We start from the raw sequence: 23,283 nt of genomic DNA, 5'->3' as shown, positions 1-23,283 counted from the left end.
GCGGCGTCTGGTGCGCCGGCTTGCTGCTGTTCTGCTGTTGCTATTGCTGTTGCTGCGTCAGGCGATGCCGTGCTCCAGCACGCCCACGCCCGATACCGACAGGCGCAGCCTGTCGCCGGCGCGCAGGTAGCGCGGAGGATCTCGGAAGGCACCGCTGCCGGCCGGCGTGCCGGTGGCCACCACGTCGCCTGGCTCCAGCGTCATGAAGCGCGACAGGTAGGCAATCAGCGTGTTGACGGGAAACAGCATGTCGGCGGTATGGCCATGTTGCATGCGCTCGCCGTTGATCCAGGCTTCTACCGTGAGCGCCTGGGGATCGGGTACCTCGTCGCGTGTGACCAGCCACGGGCCCATCGGCGCGAAGCCGTCGTGGCTCTTGGCAAACGTGGTCTGCGGCGGCGACACATCGAACTGGAACTCGCGCGCGCTCATGTCGTTGAGCACGGTGTAGCCGGCGATGACCGACGGCGCCTCATGCGCCTCGATATGCCTTGCATGCACGCCGATGACGACGGCCAGCTCGGCTTCGAAATCGAGCTTGGTCACGTCTGGCGGGCACGGAATTGCCGTGCCCGGTGCCGCAACGCTCGAGGGCAGCTTGGCGATGATGCGCGGCTTCTCGAACGGCGCCACGCCCGTTTCCTTCGCGTGGTCGGCATAGTTGCGACCGATGGCGACGATCTTGCCGGGACGCGGAACCGGCGCCAGCAGCGTCACGGCATCCAGGGGAATCATCGCGGCGTGGCCGGCTTCGCGCATGGCTTGCACATGCAGGGCCAGCGCGGCCAGCGCCGGGGGACCGGCCTGCAGGAGCCGCAGCATGCCGCCGGCCGCCGGTTCGATGCCAGCGGCGGCGCAGCGTAGCGTGACGGCTTGCGTGACAGGCGTCTGCCTGACCCAGTCGGCCACCGGGAGCAGGCGGTCGTCCCCGGTCACGACGCCGATGCCAGGCCTGCCGTCTTGCAGGTATGTCGCGAGCTTCATGCCGTGGCCTCCGGGAAAAAGCGGTTCGCCATGACCTGGCAACGCTTGATCAGCCGGCGCTCGTCGGAGCGGTAGTCGGCCACGGCATTGTGGATCGTGCCCATGTTGTCCCACATCAGCACATCGCCGACGGTCCAGCGGTGGCGGTAGCGGTACTTGTCCTGCAACTGGTGCGCGAACAGGTAAGCCAGCATCTCGTCGCTTTGCTGCGGCGGCAGCTCATTGATACGTACCGAATAGCCCGGGTTGGCATAGAGCACCTTGCGCCCCGTGATCGGGTGGGTCAAGAACACCGGATGCGACACCGGTGGCTTCGCGGCGCGTTGCGCCTCGGTCAGCGGCGGGCGCTGGCTGCCTTTCTCGCGCCGCATCATTTCCCAGAACTTGTTGAAATCATGCAGCACGGTCATGCCATCGAGCCGCGTCTTGATGTCGGCCGGCAGATCGTCGTATGCGGCGTGCATGTTGCAGAACTCGGTGCAGCCGAGTGGCTCGCCATCGCGGTGCGGAATCTCGATGCCATAGAGGATGTTGCAGAACGCGATCATGCGGCTGTACGACATGTCGGTATGCCAGTCCTGTCCCGCATCGGCGAGCCCGATCGGCGTGTCGTCCTCGACAATGTTCGACAGGATCATGACCTCGGGGATGCCGGGTTCCTGGTACTTGCCGGCCACGTTGATCTCGAGCTTGCCGAAGCGGTCGCTGAAGGCCTTCAGGCTGGCGGCATCGAGCGACTGGTTCGGGAAGCTGACCACGCCGTAGCGTCCGAGCACCTGTTCGACCTGCGTCTGGCCGGCGTCGGTCAGCGGCAGGGACAGGTCCAGGCCTTCGATGCGGGCGCCGAAGCCGTCGGCGTTGGGCACGATATTCATGAGGTGTGTCTCCGTGTTGGGGCTGATGCGGGGGCTTGTGCGGGGGCCTGTGTGGCAAGACGCCTTACCAGGCGGCCATCAGGATCGAAAGAACGTCGTCGGGGCGTGCCACCGGACGCGGGTTGAAGGCCAGCCCGCGCTCGCCCATCACGTGATGCGCGACGGCGGGCAGGGCGTCGCGGGCGATGCCGAGGTCACGCAGGCGCGAGGGCACGCCGGTGTCTGCCTGCAGGGCCGTCAGGCAAGCCGGCAGGTCGATGCCGCCGAGCGCTTGCGCGGCGGCATCGGTTTCGGCCTGCGCTGCCGGCGCATTGAAGCGCACCGCGTGGGGCAGGATCACCGCATTCGCCGCGCCATGCGGCACGCCGAACGTGGCGCCGAGCACATGGCAGATTGCGTGATGGAGACAGCTTCGCGCACTGGCGAGCACCATGCCGGACATATGTGCGGCCAGCAGCAGTTCCGCGCGCGCCGCTTCGCTCTGCGCGTCGCGTGCCAGTTCTCGCATCGCGCTGCCGAAGCGGCGTGTGGCGTCGAGCGCCAGCACGGAAGCGATCGGTGAACGTGCCGTCGAGTAGAGACCTTCGATGCAATGGGCCAGCCCGTTCATCGCCGTGCTCAGCAGCAGCGCTGCCGGGATATCACGCGTAGCCGCCGGGTCGGCCAGCACGACGCGGCTGGCGATCTGCGCGTCCCAGAACAGCAGCTTGGTGCCGGCATCGGTGCGGATGCCGAAGGACGGTGTCACTTCGGCGCCCGAGGCGGTGACCGGTATCGAGACGATCGGCAGCTTCGGCGCCAGCAGCGCGGGCATGATCACCTGGCGCGGCGGTATGAAACGGCTGGCGTGCCGGGCCAGCTCGCCGCCCTCGGCCAGCAGCAGCGTCACTGCCTTGGCCGTGTCGCTGACGCTGCCGCCCCCGACGGCCACGACACCATCGATCTGTGCGCTGCGGGCGGCAACGGCAATACGGGTCGCCGTCTGAACCGACGAATGCGCCGGGATGTCGCTGACCGAAAGCGCGGCCCCATCCTGCAACAGATCCTGCACGGTGGCATACAGCGCCGATGTGGCGGTGCGCGGGCTGGTCAGCAACAGGGGCCGCTTTACGCCGAGGCGGTCAAGCTCTTCACGTAGCGCATGGACGGCGCCGGCGCGCAGCACCAGGCGCGTGCGCAGGGACTGATGGGCGAATTCGTGCGCGTTCATGGCGTCAGGCCGCCGCAACGAAGCGGAATTCGGGGGTGATGGTCAGCGCCACCAGCGTGGCATCGTCCGCGCCGAGCCGGATCGTGGCCTGCACCGCGTACAGCTGTGACGGGCCGTCGATCGTCACCAGGCCGTCCTGCGGATGGCCGTTGTCGAAGCGATAGACCGCCATGTACCCGCCCACCTCGGCGACGTGGTCGTCATGCTTGTGCACGAAAACGTTGCTCAGTACATGGCGGATGCGTTGCGTCGTCGAGCGGGTTTGCATCGCTTCGGCCATCGCCATGTGGCCGCGCAGCGCCACCCCTTGCCGGTGCCAGACGCCGTCCGGATCGAACAGGGCGAGCAGGCCGTCATAGTCCGACTGGTCGAGACAGTGGAAGAAACGGTGCAGCAGTTGCTGGCAAAGGGGCAGCAGGGCGTGGGAGGGCGCCATTGATTGTTTTCGCGTTGGAAGCAAGCGAAAGTGCCTGCATCTGTGCCAAGACTACCGACCCTGCTTGCGCCCGGGAAGCACATGGACGAGAATTTGTTGTTTCCGGACTGGAAACAACGAGGCAATATGGACCGGTTGCGCTGTATCGAGGTCTTTCTGGAAGTGGCCAGGGGCCGAAGTTTCTCGGCGGCCGCCGAGCGGCTGGGCATGTCCAAGGGGAATGTGACCAAGCATGTGGCCTGGCTGGAAACGTCGCTGGGCGCAAGGCTGCTGACGCGCACCACCAAGAGCGTGGCGCTGACCGATGCCGGACTGTCCCTGCTCGAAGCAGGGGCGGACCTGCTCGAGCGATACGACCAGGCACAGGCCGCGATCGAGGGATCGATCACATCGCCGCGCGGTGCCTTGCGGGTGGGGACGCCGCCTTCGTTCGGCGCGTTCCACCTGGTGCCACTGCTGACGGAGTTCTCGGTGCTGCACCCCGACGTGCAGGTGATCCTGCACCTGGACGATGGACGGGCCGACCTGGTCAAGGATGGACTCGACCTCTCCGTTCGCATCGCGCCATCGCTACGCGACACGAGCTATGTCGCGCAAAAGCTCGCCGTGGTGCCGCAGATCCTGGTGGCGTCGGACCGCTATCTCGCCGCGCGCGGCTATCCCGCCACGCCGCAGGACCTCCTCGCGCACGATTGCCTGGTGCATGCGCTGAAATCGCCGACCAATACCTGGGCGTTCAATGGGCCGGAGGGCAATACGTCAGTGCGCGTAACCGGCACGATCCGCGCGAACTTTGGCGAAGCGCTGCGGCATGCGGCCATCCTCGGGCACGGCATCGCCATGCACCCGACCTATATGGTCAACGACGACCTGCGCGAAGGGCGGCTGCGACATGTCATGCCGGCCTACCAGCCCACCGTGCTGGACATCTTCGCGGTGTTTCCAAGCCGCCAGCACATGCCGACCCGCGTGAGGGTGTTCATCGATTTCCTGAAGGCGCGCTTCAGCGATGTGTCGGGGTGGCGCTGAACCTGCGCGCCTGGGCGTGCCGCCGTCTTGAAGCAACCACGGTTCGCGAGGCCAGCACGCTTCAGGCGGCCGCGCCTGGCGGGGCATGGCCTGCCAGGAATCGGTCCAGTTGGCCAGCGAACGCCTTGCTATCCTGTTGGGCGTACGGTGCCGGACCGCCGGTATCGACACCCGAGCCGCGGAGCTGGTCCATCACCTCGCGCATGGTCAGGCGTTCCTGGATATTCTCACGGGTAAACCAGCTTCCGCGCGGGTCGAGCACATAGGCACCCTTGTCGAGGGCGGCGGCGGCAAGCGGTATATCCGCCGTAATCACGAGGTCACCATGGCCGGCCAGCTCGACGATGCGCTCATCGGCGGCGTCGATGCCCGCCGGCACTTGCAGTGCCTTGATAAAGCGCGAAGGCGGCGTGCGCAAATACCGGTTCGCCACCAGCGTGACGCACACTTCGACACGCTGCGCGGCCCGATACAGCATTTCCTTGACGACAAGCGGGCAGGCGTCGGCGTCAACCAGTACTTGCATCGCGGGATTCCAATTGAGGGAGGGAACGCTCATATTACTGCCTGCGCGCGTCATATCGAGGACGCCGACAAGATGGAGTTCCAATGGAACAGAACGGCGCAGCGCTCGCGGGCACGATAGACCTCGGTGACCTGACAGTCAATCGGCTGGGCTTCGGCGCAATGCGTCTGTGTGGCGATTCGGCCTGGGGAAGACCAAGGGATCGGGATCAGGCCCATCGAGTCCTGCGTCGAGCGATCGAGCTTGGCGTGAACTTCATTGACACTGCGGATAGCTACGGTCCGGAGGCCAATGAGTCATTGATCGCGCAGGCCTTGTATCCCTATCCTCCGGACCTGGTCATCGGTACGAAAGGTGGCTTGGTGCGACCGGCTCGTCGAACCTGGGTCCGGGACGGACGCCCCGACCATTTGCGGACTGCGGTTGACGGCAGCTTGCAGCGCTTGCGGCTGGAGCGCATCGATTTGTATCAGCTCCACGCCCCCGATCCGAACGTGCCATTTGCCGAGTCGGTAGGCGCCCTGGCCGATCTGCAGCGCACAGGAAAAATCCGCCATATCGGTATTTCGAACGTTACCGTCGCGCAGCTCAGTCTGGCACGCAGCATCACGCCCATCGTGTCGGTCCAGAACGCGTACAACCTGAGAGACCAGACCAGCGAGGACGTCCTCACCGCATGCGAGCGCCTCGGGATTGCCTTTCTGCCCTGGTATCCGCTGGGTGGCAAGCGAGGGCTACGGGCGCTCAAGGTGAAGCAGGTCGCCACGCGTCGCGGGCTCACGCACGCCGCATTGTCTATTGCGTGGCTGCTCGCCAAGTCACCCGTCATGCTGCCCATCCCCGGCACGCAATCCATCAGTCACCTTGAGGAAAATGTGAACGCAGCAGGCCTCAGGCTGGCGCCAGAAGACTGCGACGATTTGAGATGAAGTGGCGCTGAAGGTTGCGAGTGGTCGCGCGTGGCGTCATGCCGAAGGGGCCCGGGCTAACCTGCGCCCGTATGTGAGGCCCATATGTGCGGCCTAAGGGGGGCTGTAGTGGCCGAATCCTTGCGTGCCGCTACGTGGAGGCGCACGCTGGCGATGCGCGGATTGCCGGCGGCACGCCACACCTTCGCCCGGGCGCCAGGCCCGGCGACAATGTCCGGCAGCTGGCGCCGCGGCGAGTTTTCTACCGCGGCTTGTAAAGCCTGCCGGCGCTGCCGGGCCCCCGGCAGGGGGCAAGGGCTTGCCGCCCGCCCGCGATCCCATTGCCGCAGACCATGACGGGAGCCAGCCATGATAGCCACACTCCGACATACCCTGTGCCGCCTGCTCGGCGCCTGCAGCCTTTTCCTTGCCGCATGCGGCGGTGGCGGCGACGGTGCGGTGAGTGTCAGCGGCGGCGGAACCGGCACGCTCTCGGTCGTCATATCGGGGCTGCCGGCCGGGATTCCCGCCAATGTGACGGTCACCGGCCCCGGCGGCTACCGGCAGACGCTGGGCGTATCGACGACCCTGGCGAACCTGGTGGCGGGCACCTATACCGTGACCGCAGCCAACGTCCTGACGAGTTCCGCGTCGTACCGGCCACAATTGCCCGTCCAGACGATTGCGGTGGCGCCAGGCACCGCGCCGGTGGCCGGCGTGATCTACGGTCCGCCCGTGGATCTCCGGCTGGCCCTGAACGAAGTGGCAGGCGGCCTCCAGTCGCCGGTATTCCTGACGGCGCCGGGCGGCGACGCGCGGGTCTTCGTGGTCGAACGTCCCGGACGCATCCGTATCGTGCGCAACGGCGCGCTGTCCGCCACGCCATTCCTGGATATCGGCGCGCTGACCACCAACGATGGCGAGCGCGGCCTGCTTTCCATGGCATTCGATCCGGGCTATGCCACCAATGGGCGTTTCTATGTCTACTACACTGATCTGAACGGTGCCATCACCATCGCCCGCTACGGCGTCTCCGCCGGCAACCCGGACCTCGCCGATGCGGCCGGTACTGTGGTGCTGGCGATCCCGCACAGCGCTTTCAACAATCACAATGGCGGCCAGCTCGCGTTCGGGCCGGACGGCATGCTCTATATCGGCACCGGGGACGGTGGTGGGACGGGCGATCCATCGGGCAATGCCCAGAACCCGAATGTGCTGCTCGGCAAGATGCTGCGCATCGATGTCAGTGGCGCGGGCGGGCAGCCGTACACCATGCCGTCGACCAATCCGTTCGCCGGTGGGGCCGGCGGTCGCGGCGAGATCTGGGCGCTGGGGCTGCGCAACCCCTGGCGGTTCTCGTTCGATACGACGGGGCTGATCTATATCGCCGATGTGGGACAGGACCAGCGCGAAGAGATCGACGTGGCCCCTGCCTCCAGCGCCGGGCTGAACTACGGCTGGAATCGTACCGAGGGCGTCCTGTGCGAGGGAGCGAAGCCCTGCAACACGGCGGGCCTGACGCTGCCGGTGTCCGACTACGCGCACAGCGCCGGCGACTGTGCGATCGTCGGCGGCTATGTGTATCGCGGCAGCGCGATTCCGGAGTTGCAGGGACGCTATTTCTATTCCGACCTCTGCGCCGGCAAATTGCTCAGCCTCATGTACCGCGACGGCGCTGTGACCGAGCAAGTCGACTGGCAGGTCACGGCCGGCGGCAGCGTGCTCTCGTTCGGCCAGGATGCCGCGCAGGAGTTGTATGTGCTGGCCGATCCGGCCACCTCGGCCACCAGTGGCAAGGTGTATCGGGTCGAGCGGGCCGCGGCGACGCCGTGACCGCCGCGCCGCCGGTGTCGTCGCGACCAAAGCGAAGCGGACCACGCGCCGCCCCGCGCGCGCAAGGCGGCCCGGCGCCCGGCCGGCTCCCCGGGGCGCATCCGGCATTTCCTGCATTGCATAGTTCAGGCCACGATGAACCATCGTGATGCGCGCGGGTAGCACACTAGGCCAAAGCTGCCGTGACACCGGCGCTTGCCGCGCGACGCGTGCAAGCACGTCCGCGGCATGCGCCCGACGCCAACTTCGCTCCCTTGCCCCCATGCATCCATCCATGCCGTCCGATCCCCTCGCCGCCGTGACCGCTCCTGATCCCGCGGCCTACTATCGCGCCCTCGCCGCGCAGCGACCGTTCTATCGCGACGAAGCGCTCGGGCTGTGGGTCGCGGCTGGCGCGGCGGAGGTCGCGGCGGTGCTGGCGCATCCCGCCTGCCGTGTACGTCCGCCAGCGCAGCCGGTGCCGCCGGCGCTGGTGGGCAGCGCTGCCGGCGTGCTGTTCGGTGGCCTCGTGCGCATGAACGATGCCGCATGGCAGGCGCCGCTCAAGGATGTGCTGCGCAAGCATCTGGCTGGCCTGGATCCGGGCGGCATGCGCGCCCGCGTGGCGGCGCTCGCGCAGGCGCTGCCGTTCGATGCCGCGCAGGCAGGAGCCGCGGTCAACCACTGGATGTTCGCGCTGCCGGTGCTGGCGGTGGCCGATGCGCTGGGCATGGCGGTGGCCGGCGCGCCCGGCGAGGGCGCAGCGGTCGCCGGACAGGTGGCGGCCTTCGCGCGCGCGCTGTCGCCGCTGGCGACGCCGCAGGAGATTGCCGGCGGCAGCGATGCCGCGCAATCGCTGCAGGCCTGGATGCGCACGCAGTTGCCGGGCGCCGGTCGCCCGCTCGATGCGCTGGTGCGAGACGCGCAGGCCGCCGGCATTGCCCGGGATGTCATCGCGGCCAACGCCATCGGCCTGCTGATCCAGTCGTGCGAGGCCACTGCCGGGCTGGTCGGCAATATGCTGCTGTGGCTGGGACGCCGGCATGCCGGCGAGGCGGCGCAAGCCGCGGACCTGCGCGAGCTCGCCGCGCGCGTCTTGCGCGAAGATCCGCCGGTGCAGAACACGCGCCGCTTTCTCGCCGCCGATGCACGCCTGTGCGGCGCGGACCTCAAGGCCGGCGACGCCGTGCTGGTGGTGCTGGCCGCCGCATCGCTGGACGACAGCGTGGATGCGGGCTCGCCGCCCTGGACCTTCGGCCGCGGCCGCCACGCCTGCCCCGGCGACGCGCTCGCCACGGCGGTGGCGCAGGCCGTGGTGGAAGTGCTGCTGGCACGCGGCGCGCGCCCGGCGGCGCTGGCGCGCGCATCGCGCTACCGGCCTTCGCTCAACGCGCGCATTCCGCAATTCCTCTGACCCGGCCGCGCCGGGCCCGAACAACCCCCAAGCACACGCCACGCCATGATCGCAGTCATCTTCGAAGTCATACCGGCCGAAGGCCGGATGGACACCTACCTGAGCATCGCCGCGCAATTGCGCCCCACGCTGGAGGCCATCGACGGCTTCATTTCGGTGGAGCGCTTCCAGAGCCTGAGCGACCCCGGCAAGTTGCTGTCCTTGTCGTTCTTCCGCGACGAAGCCGCGGTCAAGGCCTGGCGCAATACCGAGGAGCACCGCCACGCGCAGTCGGCCGGGCGTGGCGGGGTGTTCGCGGGTTACCGCCTGCGCGTGGCGCAGGTGCTGCGCGACTACGGGCTCGACGAGCGCGACCAGGCGCCGGCGGACAGCCGCGCCGTGCATGCGCCCCTGCCGCGATGAGGCGCCCGGCTTGCATCGCGACCCGGCTCAGGACTGCGCCCAGCTCCGCAGGTTGTCGACGGTGGCCGTGACGCCGCCGCAGACCACCACCAGCACGTTCCTGAACGGCTCCAGTTCCGGCGCGCGCTCATAGGCCAGGGCCAGGCTGGCGCCGCACGCAGGTTCGACCAGGATGCGGTGGTCATCGAGAAAACGCTCGCACGCCGCGAGCGCCGAGCGGTCAGACACGACGGCACTGCGCACAGGATAGGCTTGCGTCAGCGAGAACGCCCGCTCGCAGACCTGCTTGGCGCCAAGCGAGGTGGCGATGCTGGTGATCGCTTCCAGCGTGACGCGCTTGCCGGCCTGCATCGATTGCGCCAGGGAGTCGGCGCCCCGGGTTTCCACCGCAATGACCGGCACGTCGCCCCACTGGTTGCGCTGCAGGCCTTCGATCACGCCGGACATGAGCCCGCCGCCGCCCACGGACAACACCACCGCGTCCGGCTTGAACGCCGTGCGCGCGATCTCGTCGACCAGGGTCGCGTGGCCGGCCCAGAGCAGGGGATCGTCGAAGGGGTGCAGGAATGCCTCCGTTTCGCCGATCATCGACAGCGCCAGCGTATTGGCCTCGTTCCAGCTGGCACCATGGACGATCACCTCGGCATTCTGCTGGCGGATCAGGTCCTTCGCGCGCGCCGTGGTGGATTCCGGAACCACCACCGTGACCGGGATCGAGAGGCAGCGCCCGGCGTAGGCAACGGCGATCCCGGCATTGCCGCCGGACGAGGAAATGAAGCGGCGCTTGCCGCGGCGCGCGTGTTCCTCGCAGGCGGCACCGATGCCGCGCAGCTTGAACGAGCCGGCAGGTTGCAAGGACTCGAGCTTGAGCCAGACGGAACGGCCCGCGGCCTGGCTCAAGGGAAAGGATTCGAGTAACGGGGTTTCGATATGCAGGGGCATCAGGAACGGTCCTGTGAAATCGGGGAATCGGGTCGGGTAGCGCCCGGCCCGGCTCGATATGGTATCGAAACGCGGCCGGCCACACACGAGATGCAGGTCAGATGCGGGTCACAGATGGGCCGTGGCCAGGCGCGCGGCGAGTCCGAGGAATACGATGCCGGCGAACCAGTTCAGCGCGCGTTGCGCGCGTGGCGAACGCAGCAGCAGGGCACCGAACATCGCCGAGAAGTAGGCGATCACCGAAAACACCAGCAGCGTGGCGACGATGAAGACCAGCCCCAGCAGCAGGATCTGCAGCGCGATGTGTCCATGGGCCGGCGCGACGAACTGCGGCAGGAACGCAAGGAAGAAGATGACCACCTTGGGGTTGGTGAGGTTCATCACCACCCCGCGCCGGTACATATGCCCGGCTCCCGTGCTGTCCGCGCCGCCGTCGGCCATGGCGCCGACCGGCGCGCGGAACGCTTGCCACGCGAGGTAAGCCAGGTACAGGGCGCCGACGATCTTCAGCGCCGCGAACGCGACCTCGGAAGCCGCGAACAGCGCGGCCAGGCCAAACGCCACCGCGGCGGTGTGCACCAGGAGCCCGGTGCACAGGCCAAGCACCACGACCATGCCCGCGCGCGGACCGCGCATCGCCGATTGCAGCAGCACGAAGACGTTATCCGGGCCGGGCGTGAGTCCAAGTATCACCGAGATGCCGAAGAACGGCAGCAGCGTTTCGATCGGGGGCATGTCTGGGACTCCTTTCGTTTCGTGTGTGAGGATTGCGCGTGAGCAACGCATATGTGGCCGGCATCAGCAAGCATGCGGCCGGGGCGTCGCGCCGGTGCCGAAGAACGACACGGGAATCGGACCACGGCTTTCGCGCATCATGAAGCTCCTCGAAACTGGCGGCGGCACTTGCGGGCTGGCGGGCCTTGGGTGCCGTCATCGATACGGGTACTGTAGGAGTCCGCACCCGCACCGCAAATGACCGCCGGTTTCATTAGCTTGCTCCATCGTCTCGATCGGAGGAGCACGCCGTGGCCGGGGCGCCCGGACGGGTGCGCATGCGGCCCGTGATGCACCCGTGCGCCTACTTCCCGGCGCCGCGCAGCAGCCTGCCTACCCGCGACAGGAGCCGGCTACCCACGGTGGTCGCCTCGGCGGCATGGCGCGCCGGCGTGGCGGGCGAGGCCTGCGCCTGTGTTTCCATGGCCTGCAGCGTCCAGCATGCGACCGCCGTGAATGCGCCCTGCTCGAGGGCGCGGCGGTCCGGGCGCGGTGTCTTCATTTCTGTTGCTCCTTGTTCGCCGCGGAAGCGGCCGGATAGTAATGGTGAAGCGCGTTCTCGAACGTCGCGCGGCTGAAGCCGCCCAGGTGCGTGCCCAGCAGATGCCCGCGCGCGTCATAGAAGAGCGTGGTCGGGTACCCGGTCACGCCCACGGCCTTGGCGACCTCGAGGTTGGCGTCGAACAGCAGGTTCCCGATCCGGACCTGGCTGTCCTCCAGGTAGCCCTGCACGAGCGGGCGCGGCTCGCCCTGGTTCACGAACACGATGTGCACCCAGGCATTGTCCGCCTGCGCCCTGGCCAGCACTGGCATCTCGGCACGGCATGGCGGGCACCAGGTCGCCCACAGGTTCACCACCATCGGCTTGCCGTCCGATCTTGCCAGCGGCTGGAACTGGCCCGCACTGTTGGCGAGCGAAACGGCGGGGACCATCTGCGGCGGGGCCGACAGGCTTGCCGCCGCGGTGGCGGCGCTCCAGGCGACCGTGCCCGCGGCCGCCGCGGCCAGCAGCGCCAGGCGCTGCGGCCTGCGCCGCAGGAGATACCAGGCGAGCATGCCCGCGCCGGCGAGTGCACCCGCGGGCAGGTCGAAGCCCAGGTCGCGGATGTCGAGCATGTCGGGAAGCTTGCCGCCATAGGCGGGCAGGTAGCGCATGACGAAGACCAGCCGCGCTGCCGCCAGCCCGACCAGCACGATGCGCAATATCGCGCCTTCGATGCTGTCCCGGTCCTTGGCGAGGCGGCGCCCGACCATCACTGCGGTGGCGACGCCAAGCGCCAGGATCAACGGTGCGACAGGGAGCACCAGGGGGCCGATCTTCATATTGCCTTCAAAGTCATGAGTGGAATGTCGGGTCGCCCGCCGCCTCGCGGCACACCGGTGCGGCAAGGCGCGCAGCGACACGCACGCAGTGTAGGGCGGCGGCAGTCGCGGGTGAACGCCCGCAAGGCTCACGAGTTTGCCCGATCGTCTCAGGTGCCGGTCGCCGGTGCCTGGCAAATGTGGACGACCCGCCGTGCGGGTGGCGCCGACATGGTCGGCGTGCGCGCAAAGGACCTGACAGGAACCGCTGGCGGGCCGCATACTACGGCGCATCTCCGCAACCCGTGGAAGAGAGGTCTCATGGCAGATCGCCGATGACACGCCGCCGGGCAAGCAGCGGCGCCACGCTCTGGAATACGCTGAGCAAGATCGCCACGCGCAATGTGCGGCGCGCGCAGCGCACCGTCACGCGCAGCGCCATCAAGTCGGCGGTCAGGCAGGGCGAAGCCATGAGCCAGGCCGCGCAGCGCGTGCTGAGCGGCGTCGCCTCGCCGGCGCCGGCGCCGGTCAGCCGCGGTGGCGGGCGCTGGGAGGAGGGCAGCGGGGGGCTGGGGCCGCTGGTGCAGCGCCGCTACCGCTTGTTCATCCCGTCCGGCGTGAGCGCGTCGCGGCCGGCACCCTTGCTGGTGTTGCTGCACGGCTGCGGCCAGGACTCGTCCAGCTTTGCCGCCTGCACGCGCGCCGCCGTGCTGGCGCGCAGCGCCCGCTGCGTGGTGCTGATGCCGGAGCAATCCTCCCACGCCAATGCGCAGCGCTGCTGGAACTGGTTCCGTTCGGCTGCGCGCGTGGCGGCGGAAGCCAGCCTGCTGATGGCCATCGTCGACCAGGTCTGCCAGCGGCGCCTGGTGCGCGCCGACCAGGTCTTCGCGCTGGGTTTGTCGGCGGGCGGCGCCATGGCGCAGACGCTGGGGTTGCGCTATCCGGACCGCTTCGCCGCGGTGGGCTCGCATTCCGGCGCGGTCGCGCTCAGCGCGGGCAATGCCGCGCAGGCGGCGCGGGTCATGCATGGCAAGGGCCATCCCGACATGCACGCCGCACGGTCGTCGCTGGCCGGCCGCCGCCCGCCACCCCTGCTGCTGCTGCACGGCGATGCCGATCACGTGGTGCATTTCGACAATGCGCTCGCGGCGGCCGCGCTATGGCAGCAACTGCTGCCGAAGGCGCCGGCGCTGGCCGCGCCGCGGCGCATCCAGCGCGGCCAGCGCCGGCCCTTCACCGTGTTCGCGTGGTCGGACGAGGGGCGGCCCTATCTCCGGCTGGTACGTATCGAGGGACTCGGGCACGCGTGGAGCGGCGGCGCGTCCGGCCAGGCCTTCAGCGATCCGTCCGGGCCCGACGCCTTGCGTATCGCCTGGCAGTTCTTCATGCAGTGCCTGGCGGCGCGGGGGCGGGTTCGTCCGGCTGCTGCCGGGCGAGCGGCGCTTGCATGACGACATCGCTTTCCGGGTAAGCCACGCAAGGCAGGATATAGCCCTCGTCGCGCTCGTCGAAGCTGACGCCGGGCCATTCGATGCGGTAGGCCACGTGTCCCGCGGAAAGCTGGCACAGGCAGGCGCGGCAGGTTCCGTTGCGGCAGGAACTGGGCAGCCGCAAGCCGGCCTGCAACGCGGACTGCAGCAGGGTTTGCGTGCCCGGCGCGGCGAACTCGTGGCCGAGCGGCTCCACGCGCGCCCGGAACACCGGTGCCTGCGTCATCGGCGGGCCTTCGCTCACGGCTGGTCCTCGCCGTGGCCGGCGTCGGGAAAGCGCGCGCGTCCGTGGGTGGCGTCGCGCAGCGCGACGCGCGCTGCGTCCACCTCGCTGGCCGGCAGGCGAATGGTGAGCCGGGCGGCGGCACCATGCTCGCCGTGCGCGAGCACGTGGCCGGCCTGTTCGATCCAGCGGCGCACGCGCGCCTCGTCGGCGTAGTCCACTTCCACCACCAGCGCGGCATAGGCAATGCGCTCGATGCGCTGCGCGTCCCTGAGCGCCACCGCGATGGCATCCGTATAGGCCCGCACCAGGCCGCCCGCCCCGAGCTTGATGCCGCCGTAGTAGCGCACCACGGCCGCCAGCACGCCTTCGAGTTCATGGTGGCGCAGGACCTCCAGGATGGGCCTGCCCGCGGTGCCGGACGGCTCGCCGTCATCGGACATTCCAGAATGTCCGCCGGCCAGCAGGGCCCAGCAGACATGGGTGGCGGTGGCATGCTCGGTGCGCAGGCGCTGCAGTTCGGCCATGGCCGCTTCGCGGTCGGCCACGGGGATGGCGTAGCCGATGAAGCGGCTCTTGCGGATTTCCAGTTCGGCCTGGAGGGGCGAGGCGAGGGTGTAGGTCGGCACGGATAAGGCCGCGCCATGCGGCGCGACGGCGGGCGGAAAGCTAAGGGACTGGGCTGCGGACTGCGAGCGTGCGTCAGTGTACCGCAGCGCGCGGGCCGGCCCTGTGCGCTGCCCGGTCGCGCCGCGGCAACGCGGGGCGGCGCCTGGATGTCTGCAAAGTAAGGCACTTTCAACATGCTGTCACAAATGGTTCATAGCATGCGACTCGGCCTGATCGCTGCGTGACGGTCCTCACCAATGCGCGGCATGGTGGCGCCACCGGCGCCGCCCATTCACTCACATAACAAACGGGAAAGAAGAATGCTCGACAAACCGGATGCTTCCCGCCGCAAGGCGCTCAAACTCCTGGCTGGCGCACCGATGTTGCCGCTGGGCATCGGCGCGACTGCCCTGCTGGTAGGTTGCGGCGGCGAGAGCGACGCAGTCGCCGCTCCGGCACCGGCACCCACGCCGGCCACGCCCGCGAGCTTCACCACCGCCGAGTTCACCGGCATGGCCGCGCCGAACCTGGCCAATCCGGCCGCGATGGCGACCACCACGGTCGGCTCAAGCCTGAAGGTGTCGTTCAGCGACGGCAGCAGCCAGGTCTACAAGCTGGCCTACCAGCCGTTCTTCATCACCGGAGACCAGGTGCCCGACGGCAACGGCGGCAAGATCCTGGCGGGCGGCTACTTCGACATCAACAACCAGCCGATCATCGACAAGTCGGTGGCCGGCAAGGAGCGCCAGTTCTTCTCCGACGCGCCCGACGGCACCTCGCTGCTGAAGATCGACGGCGCCAAGGTGGCGGGCGTAAAGGGCAACACGGTATTTGCCGTGGTCCAGTTCGAATACACCACGCGCAACCAGCTCGGCACCGATACCTACGGCCAACTGCCTTCGCCGATCGGCGTGCTGACGCTGGACCAGGACCCGGCCACCGGCAAGCTCACGCTGGTGAAGTACCACAACGTGGACACGTCGCCGGCCAACGGGCTGTGGATCACCTGCGGCGCCAGCCTGTCGCCGTGGAACACCCACCTTTCGAGCGAAGAGTACGAGCCGGATGCGTTCACCGCGGCCGCCAGCGCGCAGTTCCAGAAGTACAGCGAAAACCTGCTCGGCTACGCCGGCGCGCTGGCCAATCCGTACTTCTATGGCCACCTGCCCGAAGTCACGGTCAACCCGGACGGCACCGCCAGCATCAAGAAGCACTATTGCCTGGGCCGCATCTCGCACGAGCTGGTGCAGGTGATGCCGGACAACCGCACCGTGCTGATGGGCGACGACGCCACCAACAGCGGCCTGTTCATGTTCGTGGCGGACAAGGAGAAGGACCTCTCCGCCGGCACGTTGTACGTGGCCAAGGTAGGCACCGGCTTCTCCATCGATCCCGCCCAGCCGGGCGCCGACCTGACCTGGGTCAAGCTCGGCCATGCCACCAGCGCCGAAATCGAGGCCCTGGCCAAGTCGCACCGCCCGACGGACATCATGGACGTCAGCCTGACCGATCCGCTCCTGGCCGATCCGCTGAACACCGGCTACACCAAGATCTTCACGGGCGGCACCGCCAACTGGATCAAGATCAAGCCGGGCAAGGAAAAGGTCGCCGCGTTCCTGGAAACCCACCGCTATGCCTACCTGGCCGGCGGCAGCATGGGCTTTACCAAGATGGAAGGCACCACCGTCAACATCAAGGACAAGGTCGCCTACTCCGCGCTGCAGAACATCCAGGACTCGATGGTCAAGAACAACACGGCCAAGGGATGGAATGCGCAGAGCAATATCTCGGTCGATGTGGCGCTCAAGGCCGGCGGCGTGATGCAGCACAAGCTGGCCGGCGGCCAGAAGGACCTGGACGGCGCCGCGATCAACAGCGAATGGGTGCCGGTGCATACCCAGGCGCTGATCGTGGGCAAGGATATCGCCGCGGACGCGCTGGGCAATACGGCAGATCCGGAGACGATCGCCAACCCGGATAACCTGAAGTTCTCGGAAAAGCTGCGCACGCTGTTCATCGGCGAGGACAGCGGCCAGCACGTCAACAACTTCCTTTGGGCCTACAACGTAGACACCAAGAAGCTGAACCGCGTGCTGTCCACCCCGTCGGGTGCCGAGTCGACCGGCCTGCATGCGGTCGACGAGATCAACGGCTGGACCTATGTCATGAACAACTTCCAGCACGCCGGCGACTGGGGCGGCCTGCACGCCAAGGTGCAGGCCACGCTGGATCCGCTGGTGCGCGCCAACTACAAGGACCGCTTCGGCGCGGCCGTCGGTTACCTGACGGCAGACGCTACCAGCGTCAAGACCGCCAAGGCCTGAGCGCACTGACGCCGCGGCCGCCGGGCCGCGGCTTGCGGGTTGCCCGAAACGCCCCTGGCGAGAGATCGCCGGGGGCGTTTTGTCTTGTGCCGCGGCGCCTGCCTGCTACGCTTGCGGCAAACCGCCATGGGAAGCCCGCGCCCGGCCTTCCTGTGCGGACCCCGCAAAACAGGAGAAACAGCATGCCCAAGCAAGACGAGCCACTGCACGCACGCCGCATGGCGCCGGCCACCGACCGCAACCGCGACGCCATCCTGGATGTGCTGCGCCGCGTCCTGCCGTCCGGCGGCCTGGTGCTGGAGATCGCCAGCGGCACCGGCCAGCACGCCGCTTACTTCGCGGCTGCGCTGCCGGCGCTGACCTGGCAGCCGAGCGACCCGGAGCCGGCCGCGCGCGCCTCGATCGAGGGCTGGACCGCGCATGCCGGACTGGCCAACGTGTTGCCGCCGCTGGCACTGGACGTGCGCCGGCAGCCCTGGGGCATCGAAGCCGCGCAGGCGCTGGTCTGCATCAACATGGTCCATATCGCGCCGTGGGCGGCGGCCGAAGCGCTGTTCGCCGGCGCCGCGCGCCTGCTGCCGGCGGGCGGCGTGCTTTACCTCTATGGCCCCTATCGCCGCAATGGCGAACACACGGCCCCGAGCAATGCCGCCTTCGACGCGCAATTGCGCAGCGCGGACGCGCAATGGGGCGTGCGCGATATGGAAGATATAGTCGTGCTCGGGGAGGCGGCGGGCCTGCGCATGGACGATCCAATCCCGATGCCGGCGAACAATTTCAGCCTGGTATTTCGCAAATAAGGGATTGCCGGGAATGCGCTGCCGTGACCGCGGCTACGGCGAAAGGACTTCGCAAGCGGAAAAGGCGCGATAAGAAAGCCGGCAATGCCAGCGAAGACGCCGTGCGCCAATCAGGTGGCGGAAAGCGGAAGTCGGCGGGGAAAGCAGGGAGTAAGCGGCAGGGAGTAAACCGCGGGGAATTCAACTGAGGATTTCCGGCTGGCCGTGCAAGGCACCAGCCGGTTTGCACAAACGTGGTGCGGCGGAACGAAACGCGGCGCATGGCGCGGGACGCGGCACGGATACGCCGTGCGCATCACCGGGCCGCCTGCCGCGCCGGCCCTTGCGCGATTTACTTCGCTGCGACGGGTGCTGCTTCTGCTTCGGTCTTCACGGGAGCGGCCTTCTTGGGCGCTGCCGGCTTCTTTGCGACGGGCTTCTTTGCTGCCTTCGGCGCTGCTGCGGCCTTCGGTGCTGCTGCTGCCTTCGGTGCTGCGGCTGCCTTCGGCGCTGCCGGCTTCTTGGCGGCTGCCGGCTTGGCGGCGGCCTTCACCACCGGCTTCTTCGCTGCCGGCTTGGCCTTGGCCTTTGCCTTTTGCGCAGCCAGCTTTTCCTTGGCGGCTTGCTTCTCGGCCAGCACAGCGCTCTTGGCTGCTGCGGCGGCTTGCACGATTTCACGCTTGGCGGTTTCGATGGCCTTCTTCGAATCTGCGCGCAGCTTCAGCAGGGCCTTCTTGGCGGCTGCCAGTTCGCGGGCCAGGACGCTGGCTTTCTTCGCGGGCACAGCTGCCTTCTTTGCGGCGGCCGGCTTTGCCTTGGCTGCTGCGTTGGTCTTTACGATTTTCTTGGTGGTCACGGCCATGATTATTTACCCGTTAGTTTGTAGAGCGCGGAGTATAACCTTTCGCGCGACACGACTAGCACACGATCCATTAAGTGCGTGTGTTTTCTGTCGGAAAAGTGTGCGCGAATACAACATCTCTATCCGGCATTGGCGCATGGCGCGCGCTGCGAATATGGCCGACGTATTGGCTTTTTCGATGTTCCGCGTGTTTCAGCGGGTATTGATTTTTACCTGAATGCCGTCGGGCAGCACCGTGATCGCGCCGGGCTCGATGTCCTTGCCGGCAATGTGCAATTGTTCCGGCGTGAAGGTGTAAAGCGGGTAGTCGCGCAGCACTTGCTGCGCCACCACGGCGCCGATCGCGTTCAATTGTTCGCCGTATTGCGCCGGCATGCCGCTGACCTGGACGCGCTCGACGGCGGGATTGTCGAGCAGCACCGCGCGCCTGGCCGGATCGTAGCGCAGGCCGCTGCTGACCGACAAAGTGCCATTGATCGGCGGCGCGGGCAGCAGCGTGTTGCTGACCTGGGCGTCCATCTGCGTGCTCACGCGGTTGTTGGCATCGTCGAGCACCAGGCGCGGATTGGTCAGTTGCACGTCGACCACCTGGCCGTAGCGCAGCCGCGCGGGAAAGCGCTTGTCCACGGCGTCCTGCAGTTCCTGCCGCGAGAATGTGTAGTCGCCCGTCCAGACGTTGTAGCCGGCCCAGGCGCTGGCGCCGCCGAGCAGGGCGAGTGCGCCGCAGAGGGCGATGCGGCCGGCGGCGCGGGCGGCGCCGGTGGCGCGCATGGTTCGGATGGCGGTCGGCTTGGTCGGCATGCTGCGGTTTCTCCGGGTTTGGCCTGCGGCGCTGGCGCTCGCATCGGCCATCAGGCTCAGCTTTCAGACGCGGTGGCGGCGGCATCGTTCCACCGCGCGGCGCTCAATAGTGCGGCGGGATCTCGTGCTGCGATCCGTTGTCCGGCCCGCCGGGGCCGCTCGCGCGCATCTGCTGGTAGAGCGCCTGGAGCTGCTCCTGGAGCAGGTCGATCTGGCGCTGCTGGCGTGCCACGGCGAGGTTCAGCGTTTCGAGCAGGTCGTCCTGGAAGGCGACCTTGATCTCGAGTTCGGTCAGGCGGGATTCCATGGCGTGTTCTCCATTGTTCAGATTTCGTCGCGGGCTTGCGGCCGCGCATTGTAAGACAGCCCAGGCGGCGTTTCGCGCCGCTTGCCGGGCCGCGCGGCCCGGTGTAACGTTAGGCCTTCCGCCGGCCCGCACGGGTCGCATGCACTGATCCATCATGATTTCAGCCACGCACCACACGCTTGCCGTCGACGCCACCCTGGCGGGCGCTGAGCTGCCGTGCGCGGCTCTCGCCGCTTCTCCTCCGCCCGTCACCTCCCCGCCGCGCGCGCGGGCCGGCGTTGCACCGCCGCCCCCGTTCACGCCGGGCTGATCCGCAGCCCGTCTTTTTCCATCTTCGGCTTTTTTCCGGCGGCGTGCCACGGCGCGCGCATGTCTTCCTGCGCCCGCGCACGTGAGCCTGGCGCCGGCTGGCCGAAGTTTCAGGATGAACTCCGGATGCTTTCCGGCGTTTTCGTGACAGGTGAATTTCATGGCTTTGAACAAAACCGCGCTGGCCGCGCATGGCTCGACCGCGCTCTTCGTGCTGCTCTGGAGCAGCGGTGCAATCTTCGCGCGGCTCGGGCTCGAGTACGCAACCGCCTTTGCCCTGCTGGCCGCGCGCTTCGCGCTCGCGCTGCTGGTGCTGCTGGCGCTGGCCGCATGGCGGCGGCGCTGGCTGCCCGAGCCGGGCACGCGCATGCGCGTGATGGCCGCCGGCCTGCTGCTGACCGGCGCCTATTCGATCTGCTATCTGCTCGCGCTGGCGCGCGGCGTGACGCCAGGCGTGCTGGCCACCGTGCTGGGCGCGCAGCCGATCCTGACCCTGTTGCTGGTGGAGCGACGTTTTTCCCTGCGCCGGCTGGCCGGCCTGGCGGCGGCGCTGTGCGGGCTGGTGACGGTGGTGTCGGAAAGCATCGGGCAGGCGCGCCTCTCACCGCTGGGCATGGGCTTCGCGCTGGCGGCGCTGGCGTGCATGACGATCGGCGCGATCCTGCAGAAGTCCATCCGCCAGGCGCCGCTGGATGTGCTGCCGCTGCAATACGGCGCCGGTCTCGCGCTATGCCTGCTGTTCGTACCGTTCCAGCCGCTGGCGGTGACGCCGGCGGCGGGCTTCATCGTTTCGCTGGCGTGGCTTGCGCTGGTGATCTCGGTGGGCGCCACGCTGCTGCTGTACCGGCTGATCCAGGCTGGCAACCTGGTCAGCGTGACCAGCCTCTTCTACCTGGTGCCCGGCGTGACGGCATGGATGGACTACCTGTTCCTGGGCAACCGGCTCGCGGCGTCGAGCATCGCCGGCATGGCTGCCATCGTGATCGGACTGGTGCTGGTCTTCGGGCGGGCGGGCACGCGCTAGCTCCGCGGTGCGGCGCGCCGGGCCGGCGCGCCGGCACCGGTCAAGCGTGGGCCAGTGCCGCGGCTGCGTGCTGCGCCGGCAGCACCAGCTCGGGCACGCCCTGCAGCAGCGGCGCGGTGGTCGCGCCGGCCTCGAAGCGCGAGGGCGCTTCGCGGGCCAGGCGACGCAGGCGTTGCAGGCGGGCTTCGAGACCGGCATCGGGCTGGGTGTCCAGGCACAGCGTGGACGGGCAGGCCACGCCGAGCAGGTTCAGCGCCTGCTTGAAATTGGCCGGCGTCAGGCCATCGGCGGGATTCACCGCCACTGCGTGCGCGCGCAGGTGCGCGAACCGTTCGTCCTGCAGCGAAGCCGTGTCGCAGGTCAGGATGGCGAAGGCCTGCGGCGCCGGCCGGCTGGCGAAGTAGGCCGCGATGCGCGCGGCGTGGCCGCCAGGCACGTCGGGGGTCATGCCTTCGACCTGCAGGTCGAGCTGCTGCAGGATCGCCGCGGGCACGCCGCGGCGCCATGCCTCCGATACCACCACGCGGGCGCCGGCCAGGCCGAACAGGCGGCGCACGAAGCCAAGTGCGACCGGGTCGAAGAAGCGGACGTCGCGCAGGGTGCCAGTATCGGGAATCCCGCCCAGCCGGGCCTCGGAGCGGCCCGAATAAAGGACACCGGGGACGTCAAGCATGATGAGGCGTTCAGACATGATTTCCTGTTTTGGTTGCAGCGCCGTCGTTGGCACGTTTGAAGATTACGACGCAACCAAAAAAATCTGCAGTGCCGTATGCGGCCTAAGTTGCAACATATCTGTAACTTGAGATGCGACTTCGTAAATTTCATCCGTTCGCCCAGGCGAGTTGTTTCGCGGCGAAACAGATTTGGCCGGGGCGACGGGGAAAAAGGCGCCGCAAGATGGAGCGGGACGCCGGCCCGGACGACGCGGGCGGCGTCCCGCGCGCTCAGAGATTGATCAGCAGGTAGGCCACTGCGACAGCGCCGATGGCGCAAAGGGTCTTGCGATAGATCGATGACATGGGCTGTTTTTTCCTGGTTGCACGTCGTGACTGCACGTTGGACAAGGCGCGCGCGCGCCCGCTGGCAAAGTGCCGTGCGGGGAGGTCAGGACAGCGTGGGCGAATCCTGCATTCCCCGCACGGCGAGGAAAAGCACGGCGGCATGACCCTTGCTGTTGTCCGCGCACGCGAACGCCGGCGCGGCTTGCGCGGCAGGCCGGCAGGCAGCGCGATGGCGCGGGACGGTGGTGGCGACGGGCATGGGGCTTGGGATCGGGGCGGCGGCCGGGCAGCCACGATGGCTGGCGCCGGACCGGTCCTTATGCCATGGCGGGTGCGCAAAGTCCAGCCGGGCCGGTGCCTGCAGGGCGTCTCGCGCGCCTGGGTTGCCGGCTGGCTTGCCTAGAATGAACAGCGCCCTGCCACCTAACGGGAGATCCCATGCATCTCGAAGGTTCCTGTCATTGCGGCGCGGTCGGTTTCAGCCTGGAGTCCGACTCGCCCTATCCCTTCATGCATTGCCACTGCTCGATCTGCCGCAAGACGGCGGGCGGCGGAGGCTATGCCATCAACCTCGGCGGCGACGCCGCCACGCTGAAGGTCCGGGGCAGGAAGCATGTCGGGATCTATCACGCCGTGATGCGCGAGCCCGGCAAGCGCGCCCGCCGCTCCCGCGCGCAGCGGCATTTCTGCCTCAAGTGCGGCAGCGCGCTGTGGCTGTGGGATCCGGGGTGGCCGGAACTGGTGCACCCGCATGCGTCGGCCATCGATACGCCCCTGCCAAGGCCGCCGGAGGTGGTGGAAGCCGCGCTGGATTTCGCGGCGCCCTGGGTGGACGTACCCAGGGGGCGCGCCCACGTGCACTGCGGCACCTGGCCGTCGGAGTCGCTGGCCGAGTGGCACCGGCGCAAAGGCTTGCAGCGCTAGGGGTCCCGGTGTCCCG

General features: G+C 68.1%; 25 protein-coding genes. 10 read left to right on the top strand and 15 right to left on the bottom strand.

Translation table 11 applies throughout. From position 1 onward, the window contains the following. Positions 1 to 57: 57 nt before the first annotated feature. From AC1DK4_RS02620 to AC1DK4_RS02605, 4 genes are all read right to left on the bottom strand, one after another. Positions 58 to 984 (bottom strand): fumarylacetoacetate hydrolase family protein, encoded by a 927-nt coding sequence (locus tag AC1DK4_RS02620; RefSeq protein WP_441611922.1) that lies wholly within the window; start codon positions 982 to 984, stop codon positions 58 to 60. Then, positions 981 to 1,859 (bottom strand): TauD/TfdA dioxygenase family protein, encoded by an 879-nt coding sequence (locus AC1DK4_RS02615; protein ID WP_441611923.1) that lies wholly within the window; start codon positions 1,857 to 1,859, stop codon positions 981 to 983. The genes AC1DK4_RS02620 and AC1DK4_RS02615 overlap by 4 nt, the downstream gene beginning before the upstream one ends. A gap of 64 nt (positions 1,860 to 1,923) precedes the next feature. Further along, positions 1,924 to 3,069 carry an iron-containing alcohol dehydrogenase family protein gene (locus AC1DK4_RS02610; protein ID WP_441611924.1) on the bottom strand — a complete coding sequence of 382 codons (1,146 nt, stop codon included), beginning with the start codon at positions 3,067 to 3,069 and terminating at the stop codon, positions 1,924 to 1,926. A gap of 4 nt (positions 3,070 to 3,073) precedes the next feature. Continuing rightward, positions 3,074 to 3,505: a nuclear transport factor 2 family protein gene (locus tag AC1DK4_RS02605; protein ID WP_441611925.1), complete on the bottom strand. Its 432-nt coding sequence runs from the start codon at positions 3,503 to 3,505 to the stop codon at positions 3,074 to 3,076. A gap of 81 nt (positions 3,506 to 3,586) precedes the next feature. Between AC1DK4_RS02605 and AC1DK4_RS02600 the strand changes: the two genes are divergently transcribed. Beyond that, complete coding sequence (locus AC1DK4_RS02600) at positions 3,587 to 4,534, top strand: LysR family transcriptional regulator (protein WP_441611926.1); 948 nt, start codon at positions 3,587 to 3,589, stop codon at positions 4,532 to 4,534. A gap of 61 nt (positions 4,535 to 4,595) precedes the next feature. On the opposite strand, the gene AC1DK4_RS02595 is transcribed toward AC1DK4_RS02600, so the two are convergent. Next, positions 4,596 to 5,060 carry a YaiI/YqxD family protein gene (locus AC1DK4_RS02595; RefSeq protein WP_441612263.1) on the bottom strand — a complete coding sequence of 155 codons (465 nt, stop codon included), beginning with the start codon at positions 5,058 to 5,060 and terminating at the stop codon, positions 4,596 to 4,598. A gap of 83 nt (positions 5,061 to 5,143) precedes the next feature. Between AC1DK4_RS02595 and AC1DK4_RS02590 the strand changes: the two genes are divergently transcribed. The 4 genes from AC1DK4_RS02590 to AC1DK4_RS02575 all read left to right on the top strand — a co-directional run bounded on the left by AC1DK4_RS02590 (position 5,144) and on the right by AC1DK4_RS02575 (position 9,596). After that, entirely contained in the window at positions 5,144 to 5,989 is an 846-nt protein-coding gene (locus AC1DK4_RS02590) for an aldo/keto reductase (protein WP_441611927.1), read from the top strand. Between the two features lie 348 nt (positions 5,990 to 6,337). Then, positions 6,338 to 7,801, top strand: coding sequence for a PQQ-dependent sugar dehydrogenase (locus AC1DK4_RS02585; protein WP_441611928.1), 1,464 nt, complete (start codon positions 6,338 to 6,340; stop codon positions 7,799 to 7,801). A 274-nt stretch (positions 7,802 to 8,075) separates the two neighbouring features. After that, on the top strand, positions 8,076 to 9,194 hold the full coding sequence (locus AC1DK4_RS02580; RefSeq protein WP_441611929.1) for a cytochrome P450 family protein: 1,119 nt from the start codon (positions 8,076 to 8,078) through the stop codon (positions 9,192 to 9,194). 45 nt (positions 9,195 to 9,239) lie between these two features. After that, positions 9,240 to 9,596, top strand: a complete 357-nt coding sequence (locus tag AC1DK4_RS02575; protein WP_441611930.1) for an antibiotic biosynthesis monooxygenase family protein — start codon at positions 9,240 to 9,242, stop codon at positions 9,594 to 9,596. A 27-nt stretch (positions 9,597 to 9,623) separates the two neighbouring features. Here AC1DK4_RS02575 and AC1DK4_RS02570 read toward each other — a convergent pair whose 3' ends face one another. The 4 genes from AC1DK4_RS02570 to AC1DK4_RS02555 form a co-directional block, all read right to left on the bottom strand. Beyond that, complete coding sequence (locus tag AC1DK4_RS02570; protein WP_441611931.1) at positions 9,624 to 10,538, bottom strand: serine/threonine dehydratase family protein; 915 nt, start codon at positions 10,536 to 10,538, stop codon at positions 9,624 to 9,626. A 108-nt stretch (positions 10,539 to 10,646) separates the two neighbouring features. Then, a complete protein-coding gene (locus AC1DK4_RS02565) occupies positions 10,647 to 11,273 on the bottom strand; it encodes a LysE family translocator (protein ID WP_441611932.1) in 627 nt (208 codons plus the stop codon). Positions 11,274 to 11,616: 343 nt separating this feature from the next. After that, a complete protein-coding gene (locus AC1DK4_RS02560; RefSeq protein WP_441611933.1) occupies positions 11,617 to 11,814 on the bottom strand; it encodes a hypothetical protein in 198 nt (65 codons plus the stop codon). Next, a complete protein-coding gene (locus AC1DK4_RS02555; RefSeq protein WP_441611934.1) occupies positions 11,811 to 12,635 on the bottom strand; it encodes a prolipoprotein diacylglyceryl transferase family protein in 825 nt (274 codons plus the stop codon). The genes AC1DK4_RS02560 and AC1DK4_RS02555 overlap by 4 nt, the downstream gene beginning before the upstream one ends. 314 nt (positions 12,636 to 12,949) lie before the next feature. Between AC1DK4_RS02555 and AC1DK4_RS02550 the strand changes: the two genes are divergently transcribed. Next, positions 12,950 to 14,065: an extracellular catalytic domain type 1 short-chain-length polyhydroxyalkanoate depolymerase gene (locus AC1DK4_RS02550; protein ID WP_441611935.1), complete on the top strand. Its 1,116-nt coding sequence runs from the start codon at positions 12,950 to 12,952 to the stop codon at positions 14,063 to 14,065. Here AC1DK4_RS02550 and AC1DK4_RS02545 read toward each other — a convergent pair. Next, on the bottom strand, positions 13,998 to 14,348 hold the full coding sequence (locus AC1DK4_RS02545; protein ID WP_441611936.1) for a 2Fe-2S iron-sulfur cluster-binding protein: 351 nt from the start codon (positions 14,346 to 14,348) through the stop codon (positions 13,998 to 14,000). The genes AC1DK4_RS02550 and AC1DK4_RS02545 overlap by 68 nt on opposite strands. Beyond that, positions 14,345 to 14,956 carry an IMPACT family protein gene (locus AC1DK4_RS02540; protein ID WP_441611937.1) on the bottom strand — a complete coding sequence of 204 codons (612 nt, stop codon included), beginning with the start codon at positions 14,954 to 14,956 and terminating at the stop codon, positions 14,345 to 14,347. Before AC1DK4_RS02540 ends, AC1DK4_RS02545 begins: the two co-directional genes overlap by 4 nt. Positions 14,957 to 15,256: 300 nt before the next feature. On the opposite strand from AC1DK4_RS02540, the gene AC1DK4_RS02535 reads away from it, so the two are divergent. Then, a complete protein-coding gene (locus AC1DK4_RS02535; RefSeq protein ID WP_441611938.1) occupies positions 15,257 to 17,260 on the top strand; it encodes a PhoX family protein in 2,004 nt (667 codons plus the stop codon). Between the two features lie 182 nt (positions 17,261 to 17,442). Further along, positions 17,443 to 18,060 (top strand): DUF938 domain-containing protein, encoded by a 618-nt coding sequence (locus AC1DK4_RS02530; RefSeq protein WP_441611939.1) that lies wholly within the window; start codon positions 17,443 to 17,445, stop codon positions 18,058 to 18,060. A 331-nt stretch (positions 18,061 to 18,391) separates the two neighbouring features. Here the strand turns inward: AC1DK4_RS02530 and AC1DK4_RS02525 are convergent, their stop codons facing one another. From AC1DK4_RS02525 to AC1DK4_RS02515, 3 genes are all read right to left on the bottom strand, one after another. Continuing rightward, entirely contained in the window at positions 18,392 to 18,901 is a 510-nt protein-coding gene (locus tag AC1DK4_RS02525; RefSeq protein WP_441611940.1) for a fumarate hydratase, read from the bottom strand. 192 nt (positions 18,902 to 19,093) lie between these two features. Continuing rightward, complete coding sequence (locus AC1DK4_RS02520; RefSeq protein ID WP_441612264.1) at positions 19,094 to 19,672, bottom strand: DUF1439 domain-containing protein; 579 nt, start codon at positions 19,670 to 19,672, stop codon at positions 19,094 to 19,096. 133 nt (positions 19,673 to 19,805) lie between these two features. Beyond that, positions 19,806 to 20,009 (bottom strand): SlyX family protein, encoded by a 204-nt coding sequence (locus tag AC1DK4_RS02515; protein WP_441611941.1) that lies wholly within the window; start codon positions 20,007 to 20,009, stop codon positions 19,806 to 19,808. A gap of 469 nt (positions 20,010 to 20,478) precedes the next feature. On the opposite strand from AC1DK4_RS02515, the gene AC1DK4_RS02510 reads away from it, so the two are divergent. After that, positions 20,479 to 21,342 carry a DMT family transporter gene (locus AC1DK4_RS02510; protein WP_441611942.1) on the top strand — a complete coding sequence of 288 codons (864 nt, stop codon included), beginning with the start codon at positions 20,479 to 20,481 and terminating at the stop codon, positions 21,340 to 21,342. Between the two features lie 40 nt (positions 21,343 to 21,382). On the opposite strand, the gene AC1DK4_RS02505 is transcribed toward AC1DK4_RS02510, so the two are convergent. Continuing rightward, positions 21,383 to 22,033, bottom strand: a complete 651-nt coding sequence (locus tag AC1DK4_RS02505; RefSeq protein WP_441611943.1) for an HAD domain-containing protein — start codon at positions 22,031 to 22,033, stop codon at positions 21,383 to 21,385. 748 nt (positions 22,034 to 22,781) lie between these two features. Here AC1DK4_RS02505 and AC1DK4_RS02500 point away from each other — a divergent pair. After that, positions 22,782 to 23,267 carry a GFA family protein gene (locus tag AC1DK4_RS02500; protein WP_441611945.1) on the top strand — a complete coding sequence of 162 codons (486 nt, stop codon included), beginning with the start codon at positions 22,782 to 22,784 and terminating at the stop codon, positions 23,265 to 23,267. Positions 23,268 to 23,283 lie beyond the last annotated feature (16 nt).

The sequence above is a fragment of the Cupriavidus sp. 05N38 genome (assembly GCF_056397345.1).
This window is presented reverse-complemented; position numbering and strand designations above follow the sequence as displayed.